We start from the raw sequence: 9,533 nt of genomic DNA, 5'->3' as shown, positions 1-9,533 counted from the left end.
GGGCTATTTGTTGGACATACTGAAGCTATGACTACAGGCTCATTAGCTGGTTTAAATGCAGTTAGATGGGCTATGGGAATGAAGCTTTTAACACTTCCAAGGAATTTAGCTGTTGGAGATATAATAGGATTTGCTAATGAAATGATAGGGAAGAAGGAAGGGAGAAAGTTAAGATATACTTTTGCTGGATCGGTTTTCTTTGATAGAATGAAAAAGGAAGCATTATATTTAACAGAAAGAGAAGAAATAAGAGAAAAGATTAAGAAAATAGGATTAGAAAATGTTTTCAATGAAAAAATCCTATAATATTTTTTCGTAATTAAAATACTCGTAAATGATACTTTGTAATTAACAAAAAACTAAAATAAAATTCATACAAAACCTCTTTAAATTTCATTTAAAAATGATATAATAGATAAAAAGTTAAGGAGGGGATACTATGATAAAAGAGATATATTATAATAAAATGGAATCTTTTTTAAAAGCCCAAGATGCAAAAAACAAAGCACTAAAGCTTGCAAGAAAAGTATCAAAAATGGATACTGAGATAAATATCCTACTTCTAAGATATATGGCATCTAAATCAAGCCAAGATTTATACTACTTAGCAGTAGAATGTGAAAAGTATTTAAATTTAAATCTTAAGTATGTATATGATAGTATACCAATTTATTTTAATTATAAAGTAAATAGAGATTTTTATAACTCATTTAAATATCAAGCTTATATTAAAGGACTTTCAATATCTGACATATAGAGTTTTAGCGTTTTGCTAAAACTCTTTTTTAATGTACAAATAAAATGTGTTAACAAAAAATTAATAATGTTGTATAATTTTAAATATAAAAGTTTTATAGTATGGGAGAAATGGTATGAGAAAAAAAGTAGTATTATTAATTTTAGCAGTAGCTATGACTAGCACTATTTTTGTTGGATGTGGTGGAGATAATTCTAATTCAGGAAGTGGAACAGCACAAGAGCAGGTAAAAGATATAGAAATAGATAAGGTTGTAGAAAATATTAAAGGGAAAGTTGAGTTAAGATCTCTTGGTAAAGTTGATGATGAACAAGCTAAAGAGATTTTAAAATTAAATTTAGATGATATAGAAGAGTACGTTATAGAAAAAGGTATGATAAATACAGGGTTAGAAACTATAGCTATAATTAAAGTTAAAGATGGTAAAATGGAAAATGTTAAAAAATCTTTAGAGGAATACAAGGGAAGTATGAGACCTTATCCAAATGAAGAAGAATTTATAAAGAATGCTAAATTTATAGAAAAAGGAAATTATCTTGGATTTTTTATAATACCAGATTATGAAGAAGGACAAGGGAACATGAACAAGGTTATAGAGGAATTTGAAAATTCATTTAAATAATATAAAAGCTGCTTAAGATAATTTAAGCAGCTTTCAATATAGTATGGAGGTTTTATGGTATTTAGTAGTTTAGTATTTATATTTAGATTCTTGCCAATATTTTTCTTAATATACTACATTGTACCTAAAAAATTTAAAAATATAGTATTACTTCTAGGAAGTCTACTTTTTTATTCATGGGGAGAAGGAAAATACTTTTTATTAATAGTATTTTCTATATTAATAAATTATTTTTTTAGTATATGGATTGAGATAGTTAAAAGAAATAAGTTTAGAATAAGTCTATTTATTTTAATAATAATATTTAATATAGGAATTTTATTTGTTTTTAAATATATGAATTTCTTTATAGAAATTCTAAATAGAATAACTGCCTCTTCTTTTAATGAAGTTCAAATAACATTACCACTAGGAGTAAGTTTTTATACTTTTCAAGTATTATCATATAGTATTGATGTTTATAGAGGAAAGATATGTACTGAAAAAAATATAATTAATTTTGGAGCATTTGTAAGTATGTTTCCTCAATTAATTGCAGGTCCTATTGTAAAATATACTGATGTTAGTGAAAGATTGAATTCTAGAAGTATTTCAAAGGAAATGATTGAAAGTGGTATAGAAAATTTTATATTAGGATTAGGACAAAAAGTATTAATAGCAAATAATATAGGAATGCTTTTGGAAGAGATAGGGAGTATGAATGTAAATAATATTCCTACAGCTTTAGCTTGGCTTGGAATAATTGCATTTTCATTGCAAATATATTTTGATTTTTCAGGATATTCTTTAATGGCAATTGGACTTGGAGAAATTTTAGGATTTAAGTTTCCAATTAATTTTAGATATCCATATATATCAAGAAGTATAACAGAGTTTTGGCAAAGATGGCATATAACACTTGGTAGTTGGTTTAAAGAGTATGTGTATATACCATTAGGTGGAAGTCGTGAAGGGAAAGTAAAACTTCTTAGAAATTTATTTTTAGTTTGGATAGCTACAGGAATTTGGCATGGTGCAGAATATAATTTTGTTTTATGGGGTTTATACTTTTTTGTATTAATTTTAATAGAGAAAACGTATTTAAAAAACATTCTTGACAAATATAGAATATGGTCACATATATATACTTTAATACTACTCTCTATAGGATGGCTTATATTTAGTACAAGTAATTTAGAGGAAGGCATAATATATTTTAAAACTATGTTTATTTATAAGGATGGAGCTTGGATATATTATTTAGAGAATTATGGAGTAATTTTAATTATTGGAGTTTTATTATCTACACCTATAATTAAAAAGCTATATGAAAAATTTATAAAAAATGAAATTTTGAGGACTGTTATTTTAATGAGTATATTTATATTAAGTATTTCATATATAGTTGATTCAAGTTATAACCCATTTTTATATTTTAGATTTTAAGGGAAGAGAGAAGAAGCTTATGAAAAGAAATTATCTTATATATTTTTTCTGCATATTTATTGGTGGGATAAGTATTCTTGATATTATTAACCCAATAAAAGAGTATTCTAATTTAGAAAATAGAAAATTAAAAAAGGAAGTTAAATTTAATTATAATAATTTTATTAGTGGAGATTTTTCTAAAAATTATAATGATTATATAAATGATCAATTTATATTTCGTGATAACTTTATTTCATTAAAAGCACTGAATGAGAGAGTACTTTATAAATTAGAAAATAACGGTGTGTTATTTGGAAAAAATGATTATTTGTTTTTAAAATATTTCCAAGTTGATAATTATAGAAAGGACTATAATATTAATTCAATACTAGAATTTGCTAAAAAAAGAAATGAGGATATAACATTTATGATTGCACCTAACTCTTATGAAGTATATAAAAATGAGATTAAAGGACATCCTCCATTAGTAAATCAAGAAAAAGAGATAGATGAAATTTATAAAAAAATAGCGGGAGTTAATCTAATAGATTTAGTAACTCTATTTAAAAAGAATAAAGAGACACCATTATATTATAAAACAGATCATCACTGGAACATAAATGGAGCATATTTAGCATATGAAAAGTTTATTGAGGATAAGGGAGAAGAAGCAATAGATATTAGAAATGAGGCTATTAAAAGTAATGATTTTTATGGTACATTTTATTCTAAAGCAAAACCGATATTTAATGAAGGAGATGTACTTTCATATATTCTAATAGAAAATATAGAGATGAGTATAAATGATGTGAAGTATGATTCGTTATATAATTTAGAGGCATTAAATGAAAGAGATAAATATAGTGTTTATTTAAGAGGAAATAATCCTTATCTAAAGATAAAAAGTAAAAATATAAATAGTGGAAAAAAGATTTTAATTATAAAGGATTCATTTGCAAATTCTTTAATTCCATTTTTAACAAATCATTATGAAGAGATTCATGTAGTTGACCTTAGATTATTTAATGGAAGTATGGAAAAATTATTGAAAGAAATAGAAGTAGATGAAATATTTATTTTATATAATTTTGAAAATTTCTGCTCTGACAGTAATATATTAAAAATTAAAAGCTAATATTTTATAATAGAAATTTAGAGATAAAGTTAATAAAATATAAAATTTTGAAAAAATAATAAAAATGGGAATATAATTTAGTATAATTAAAGAAAAAGAAACGAGGGATGAACATGAATTGTATGAATACGAAAGATACTAATATGAAACATTGTGCAAGTTGTGATAAATATTATGATGCTGAATATATGTTTTGCCCAATATGTGGTAAGTCATTAGAAAGTGATGATATTGATGTATCTGATTTTAATGAAGGATTTAGAAGTGTGTATGGAAGATGGGAAGTTTCAACATACGGAAATTTTGAAGGATCAACAGTTGAAAAAATAGGAATTTATGATGGATATATTGATGATATAGCATTAGCACTTGCAGATAGAGCTGTTATAACATTAAAATTTAAACCAGCACCACAAGATGATGAAGTAACTTATATGCATAAGGCTAAGAAAGTTAGAGTAAGCTTTCCAGATGATGCATATAAAGGAGAAAAAGATACAAAAGAATTTAATGAATTAATAAATAGATTATTTACTTATAGAGAAAATATTGATGTAAAAGCAACTAATATTTACTCATTTGAAATTAAAAAGAAGTAGATTATAAATAAAAAAGTAAGGCAATACTAAAATATGGAGGTGTTGCTTTATTTTTTTAGGATTAACTAATATTACATATAGTAAAATAAAGAAAAATCTAATAAGACTATATTTCCTAAATGTAACAGATTATATATTCACAATAGTATTAACTAGTACTGGATATTTTGAAGAAGGAAATTTATTAATGGAAGGTTTTGTAGAAAATCCATTGAAAGGATTTTTTCTTAAAATCATAGTAATTGGAGCTATTATTTATGGATTAATTTCTTTATTTAAAATTGCCGATGAAAGTGAATTAAAGAAAATAAATATTATTTCTATATTTAGCTTAATAATATATGGTGGAATAAATCTTCTACATATTTACTATAGTATTTATTATATAATAATAGCCTCTTAAAAGAGGCTATTATTATTTTTAAATTAATTGTCCATGCCACATTTCTTTTTTATCAAAAGAAATATTTAAATCATCAGAATATTTTTTTATAAAGCTTAAATCTCTTTTTGTTGCAATACAAATAGAAGTTCCAGATGTATTATTACGTCCAGCACGACCTGCTCTATGAACATATTCATTCGACATTAGTGGATAATCTAAATTTATAATATAATCAATATTTGGAATATGTAAACCTCTTGCAGCAATATCTGAACAAACAAGAATATCAGTATCACCATTTTTAAAGTTAGATAAAGCAAGCTTTCTATCATACTTGTTCTTATCGCCACTTAAAACAACAGATTTTTTCTTATGAAAATCTAAAGTCTCTTTTAAAAGATTTAAATCATTTTTTGAATTTGTGAAAATAATACATTTAGAATCAAAGAAAGTATTTAAAACTTTATTTGTAACTTCATATTTATCACGTCTATCACATTCAACAATAATGTGAGAAAGATTTGATCCAAGTTTTTCTTCATTAACTTTAACAAGTTCCCCTTTATTCATAAGTGAAAGAGCACGTGAAGTTGTACTTTCATCAATTGTAGCTGAGAATGCAACTACTTGGGTATTTTTTAAAGTTGATTTTCTTATTAAATTTGTAGTTTTAGAATTAGTTTTATCTAAAAGGTGATCAGCTTCATCAAGAACTAAAGTATCAATTGTATGACAAGAAAGTTTTTTTAGTTTAATAAGTTCTAAAACTCTTTTAGGTGTACCAATAATAATGCTAGGTTTTTCTTTAAGTTTTTTTATTTGGTTATTAATATTCGCACCACCAATAAGAAGTGCCGATGTTATATTAAGATTTGATTCTTCTTTTAAAAGAAGAGCTTCATTATATATTTGAGATGCAAGTTCTTGAGTAGGTGCTAGAATAAGTGCCTTTATACTAGATTTATCCTCTTCTATTTTGTTAAATAATGGAAGAAGAAATGCAAGAGTTTTTCCACTTCCTGTTTTAGCTTCAACAATTATATCTTTTGATTCTAAAAATAGAGGAATAGTTTTTTCTTGAACTGTTGTTAATGATTCAAAATTCTTCTTTTTTAGTGCATTTTTTAAATTTTCATTTAAAGTATTCATTTTTAAATCTCCTTTGTAAGTTAATAGTTTATATTATACCTTTTATATCTATTTAAAGCTAGAATAAAAGAAAGGGAAATTTATTTAGATATGTTGAATAAACTATATAGAGGTGATGTAGTATGATAGATAATCTAGGAATAGGAATATTAATTTATTTAGATGATATATTAGTAAAAAGTATAAATTCCATTCAAGGTAACTCTTATGGATATATAGATATAAAAACAAGGCGAAAGATATGGGATGTAGGCTTAACATCGCGTGAACATAAACAAAATCAAAATACATGTTATCTAGAGGATAGAGAAAATAAAGATAAAAGAGAAGGATTTAAAGGATATAATAAATCAGATGTAAAAACTGAAACAAGTTTAGAACTATGTGATAGAACTAATGAACAGCGTGGTGGAACAAGATGTGAAGAGCAAATAACAGAAATATATACAGCATATGTATACCATATGGATTTTTGTAATAATTTAATAGCTTCAGGAAATTTAAAGAAATATTGTAATGGAAATAGTTGTAAAAGTGGAGATTATGTATTTTTAAAAGGAACATTAATTGAAAATACAACTTTAAGTTATATTGAAAGCATTTTGCTTGTTATAGATGGATACGGAGAAAAAGTATTAGATCCATTAATTCCAGAAGACGCATTACTAAAAACAAAAAATATAAAAATAATTTTAGAAAAAATGAAACAGAATATGGAAAAGGATGGGCTTATGGATTTAATAATTCAAAATGAGCAAGATGAATATATCTTACAAGTTAATGGAAAAAACTTTTTTAACTCAAATTGTTGTAGAAGTTCTAATATAGGTTGTATGGTAAATATTGTTGGCAAGTTAATAAAAAAAAGTGCAAGCAGTGAGCACATAAGTTTATTAAGAAAATTAGATCAAACAGTTTTTTATGAAAATTTATTATTAAAGATAAAAAATATTTTTGATAATATTAATATAGGAATTGAAATTCCGGTACTTGAAAAGATAAGAATAGAAAATACGATACAAATAATTCCTATCAGTATATTTATATGAAGTAAGATCCAAATTTATAGAAAAAGGAATTAAAAGATGATAAAATAATTATATTAATACATAAATGAAGGGAAATACACTAATGAAAGATAATGTAGGAGTATATTTTTGTATAGAAAAATATAATAATAGTTATAAACTAAATTATGTAATAAAAGACATTACTACAAATGTTGTATTTATGAAAATTAAGAAAAACTTAAAGGGAGATACATCTGAAAAAAGAACTATTGAAAGTTTGGAGCATCTTTTAAATAATGTTATTTCTTTAGAGAAAATAAAAGAAATAAAAGAAAAATCAGAAATTAGAGTTTTTACTAATAATAAAAGTTCAAGAATAATATTATCTAAAAGTAATAATACAACCTATAGTAGTCTTAAATTCTTTTTAGATAAAATAAATTTAAAAGAAATTGTTGAATATAGAAATATTGGACGGTTTTTAAAAAAAGAAAAACAGGTGTCTATGAATGTCTATATTAAATGCAAGAAAGCAGGAAAAGAGTATAGAAAAATAATAAATAGAAATTCAACATTAGAAAAATTAAAAAAGAGCATTGAAACTGCAAAGACATTAGTATTCTTTGACTTTGAAATGAATTGTTTAGTAGATTTTAAAAGTGTAGAAATTATAAGTATAGGTGCATGTAAAATAGACTTAAAAACTAAAGACATTTCTAGATACTATAATCTAATTAAACCACAAGAGGTTAGTGAATTAACTCAAAAATGCATTGAAATAACAGCATTAAATCAAGAAGAAATTGATAATGCTAATGAATTTAATAATGTTTTTGAAAATTTTGGACAATGGATAAATGATGAAAAGGCATTATTTTTATTTTGGGGTGGAAATGATATTTCAGTTTTAAAAAATGATTTTAATAGAAATCTCAAAAAAAGTAAAGACGCATTAAGGATTATAACGAATAATATAGATTTTCAAGAGGTTTTATGTAAAGATATTTTAAATAGGGAGGATATGCTATCTTTAACAAATGGATTAATAGAAGCTAATTTAGAATTTAAAGGATCACAACATAATTCGGGAGACGATGCATATAATTTATTTAGAATTTATAGAGAATTTGAAAAAAGATTGGTACTGATTTAATCTGTACCAATCTTTTTTTATAAAGGAAAAATAAGACCTATAATAATTCCTAAAATTGCACCACCTAATACTTCAAATGGAGTATGCCCTAAAAGTTCTTTAAGTTTAATTTGTGGAAGTCCAAGTTTTTTATCAGCCTCTTCATTTTCAACAATTATATTTAAAAGTTTAGCATGTTGCCCAGCTGCACGGCGAATTCCCATTGCATCATACATTACAATAAAAGCCATAACTAAAGACAACGCAAAGATAGATGAATGAATTCCATTTTTTCTAGCAATACCAACCGTTAGAGAAACAATAAATGCAGAATGAGAGCTAGGCATTCCACCAGTTTCAAAAATTCGTTTAAAATTGATTTTTCTATCTATAATATAACCAATAGGTATTTTTAAAAATTGAGCAAAAAGCATAGAAAATATGCTTAAAACTAGTAGATTATTTTCGAACATGATTCATTCCTCCAAATATGTATACTATTATTATTATACCTATTTTGTATGAAAAAAATATAAATAAATAATAAACAAAAAAAGTACAGAGTTCATATATAATAAGTGATATTAAATTTATTTCATAAAAATTTTTTTTTAAGGAATAATATTATAGGAATTATTTATGAGAGGAGAGAATAATATGCCAATACCAGTAATCACATCTATAATATCAGCAATATCAATAATAACTGGTTCAGTACTTGGAGGAGTATTTAGTTGGATTATTAATAATAAGATGCATGAAAGAAAAAAGAAGGAGGAGTATAAGCTTATTGAAGAAAAAAGAGAGTATGAGGAGCGATTTAAAATAAAAGAAGTTTGTGCAAATGCGAATGTAATTAGATTAGATATTTGTACAGCAATTTATGAAAGTGTTAGATTTATATTAACATCAAATATTGAGAATATACCATATATATTACCTATAAATAAAGGTTATTCTTGTGCCGTTGCATCCTTAAGTGATAAGTATAATTTAAAAGAATTAAGCTATATTTATCAATTATATGGAATAATTGAAAAAGTAAATAAAGATATCGAACAGGAAAAAGATAAAAAAATAATTACAAATGGATTTTATTTGATTTTGAAAAAAATTTATGGAAATAATGTTGAAAAAATATTGAAAGAAGATATAGATAAAGTTACATATAAAGAATTATGTAGAAATGAATATATAAAGCAAGGATATAGAGATGTATTGAAGAGGTTAGATTATCTTTGTGCTGAAGAAAATATATTAAAAGAAAAAATAGCTATTAAAAATAAAAGTATTGAAGAAGAGGCTATTAAGAGAAGTGAAAAATAAGATATCTAAAA

General features: G+C 24.2%; 11 protein-coding genes and 1 pseudogene. 10 read left to right on the top strand and 2 right to left on the bottom strand.

The window, feature by feature from the left end; translation table 11 throughout:
- The 7 genes and pseudogenes from ACRDDY_RS06180 to ACRDDY_RS06150 all read left to right on the top strand — a co-directional run.
- A pseudogene (locus tag ACRDDY_RS06180) lies at positions 1-306 on the top strand (FAD-dependent oxidoreductase); the annotation flags it as partial.
- 133 nt (positions 307-439) lie between these two features.
- A complete protein-coding gene (locus ACRDDY_RS06175) occupies positions 440-757 on the top strand; it encodes a hypothetical protein (RefSeq protein ID WP_438564098.1) in 318 nt (105 codons plus the stop codon).
- 115 nt (positions 758-872) lie between these two features.
- The gene (locus ACRDDY_RS06170) at positions 873-1,379 is read left to right on the top strand and encodes a DUF4358 domain-containing protein (protein ID WP_438564097.1); all 507 of its coding nucleotides are present in this window, start codon (positions 873-875) and stop codon (positions 1,377-1,379) included.
- 54 nt (positions 1,380-1,433) lie between these two features.
- The gene (locus tag ACRDDY_RS06165; RefSeq protein WP_438564096.1) at positions 1,434-2,804 is read left to right on the top strand and encodes an MBOAT family O-acyltransferase; all 1,371 of its coding nucleotides are present in this window, start codon (positions 1,434-1,436) and stop codon (positions 2,802-2,804) included.
- Between the two features lie 19 nt (positions 2,805-2,823).
- Positions 2,824-3,921, top strand: a complete 1,098-nt coding sequence (locus ACRDDY_RS06160) for a DHHW family protein (protein ID WP_438564095.1) — start codon at positions 2,824-2,826, stop codon at positions 3,919-3,921.
- Between the two features lie 113 nt (positions 3,922-4,034).
- Positions 4,035-4,520: a hypothetical protein gene (locus ACRDDY_RS06155; protein WP_438564094.1), complete on the top strand. Its 486-nt coding sequence runs from the start codon at positions 4,035-4,037 to the stop codon at positions 4,518-4,520.
- A gap of 31 nt (positions 4,521-4,551) precedes the next feature.
- The gene (locus ACRDDY_RS06150; RefSeq protein ID WP_438564099.1) at positions 4,552-4,923 is read left to right on the top strand and encodes a DUF5658 family protein; all 372 of its coding nucleotides are present in this window, start codon (positions 4,552-4,554) and stop codon (positions 4,921-4,923) included.
- Between the two features lie 18 nt (positions 4,924-4,941).
- On the opposite strand, the gene ACRDDY_RS06145 is transcribed toward ACRDDY_RS06150, so the two are convergent.
- Entirely contained in the window at positions 4,942-6,054 is a 1,113-nt protein-coding gene (locus ACRDDY_RS06145; protein WP_438564093.1) for a DEAD/DEAH box helicase, read from the bottom strand.
- Between the two features lie 122 nt (positions 6,055-6,176).
- On the opposite strand from ACRDDY_RS06145, the gene ACRDDY_RS06140 reads away from it, so the two are divergent.
- Positions 6,177-7,103, top strand: a complete 927-nt coding sequence (locus ACRDDY_RS06140) for a hypothetical protein (RefSeq protein WP_438564092.1) — start codon at positions 6,177-6,179, stop codon at positions 7,101-7,103.
- 82 nt (positions 7,104-7,185) lie between these two features.
- The gene (locus ACRDDY_RS06135) at positions 7,186-8,217 is read left to right on the top strand and encodes an exonuclease domain-containing protein (protein ID WP_438564091.1); all 1,032 of its coding nucleotides are present in this window, start codon (positions 7,186-7,188) and stop codon (positions 8,215-8,217) included.
- 17 nt (positions 8,218-8,234) lie between these two features.
- Here the strand turns inward: ACRDDY_RS06135 and ACRDDY_RS06130 are convergent, their stop codons facing one another.
- Positions 8,235-8,669: a divergent PAP2 family protein gene (locus ACRDDY_RS06130; protein WP_438564090.1), complete on the bottom strand. Its 435-nt coding sequence runs from the start codon at positions 8,667-8,669 to the stop codon at positions 8,235-8,237.
- Positions 8,670-8,853: 184 nt separating this feature from the next.
- On the opposite strand from ACRDDY_RS06130, the gene ACRDDY_RS06125 reads away from it, so the two are divergent.
- Positions 8,854-9,522 (top strand): hypothetical protein, encoded by a 669-nt coding sequence (locus tag ACRDDY_RS06125; protein WP_438564089.1) that lies wholly within the window; start codon positions 8,854-8,856, stop codon positions 9,520-9,522.
- Positions 9,523-9,533: the final 11 nt, after the last annotated feature.

The sequence above is a fragment of the Clostridium sp. genome, assembly GCF_051656525.1.
In the GTDB taxonomy this organism is placed as follows: domain Bacteria; phylum Bacillota; class Clostridia; order Clostridiales; family Clostridiaceae; genus Clostridium.
Note: the sequence above shows the minus strand (reverse complement) of the source record. Positions and strands in the feature narration are given on the sequence as shown.

Coding starts and splice junctions, on each gene's coding strand:
- ACRDDY_RS06135 (WP_438564091.1), top strand. CDS start 7,186: ATGAAAGATAATGTAGGAGTATATTTTTGTATAGAAAAATATAATAAT.
- ACRDDY_RS06170 (WP_438564097.1), top strand. CDS start 873: ATGAGAAAAAAAGTAGTATTATTAATTTTAGCAGTAGCTATGACTAGC.
- ACRDDY_RS06175 (WP_438564098.1), top strand. CDS start 440: ATGATAAAAGAGATATATTATAATAAAATGGAATCTTTTTTAAAAGCC.
- ACRDDY_RS06160 (WP_438564095.1), top strand. CDS start 2,824: ATGAAAAGAAATTATCTTATATATTTTTTCTGCATATTTATTGGTGGG.
- ACRDDY_RS06125 (WP_438564089.1), top strand. CDS start 8,854: ATGCCAATACCAGTAATCACATCTATAATATCAGCAATATCAATAATA.
- ACRDDY_RS06165 (WP_438564096.1), top strand. CDS start 1,434: ATGGTATTTAGTAGTTTAGTATTTATATTTAGATTCTTGCCAATATTT.
- ACRDDY_RS06145 (WP_438564093.1), bottom strand. CDS start 6,054: ATGAATACTTTAAATGAAAATTTAAAAAATGCACTAAAAAAGAAGAAT.
- ACRDDY_RS06155 (WP_438564094.1), top strand. CDS start 4,035: ATGAATTGTATGAATACGAAAGATACTAATATGAAACATTGTGCAAGT.
- ACRDDY_RS06130 (WP_438564090.1), bottom strand. CDS start 8,669: ATGTTCGAAAATAATCTACTAGTTTTAAGCATATTTTCTATGCTTTTT.
- ACRDDY_RS06140 (WP_438564092.1), top strand. CDS start 6,177: ATGATAGATAATCTAGGAATAGGAATATTAATTTATTTAGATGATATA.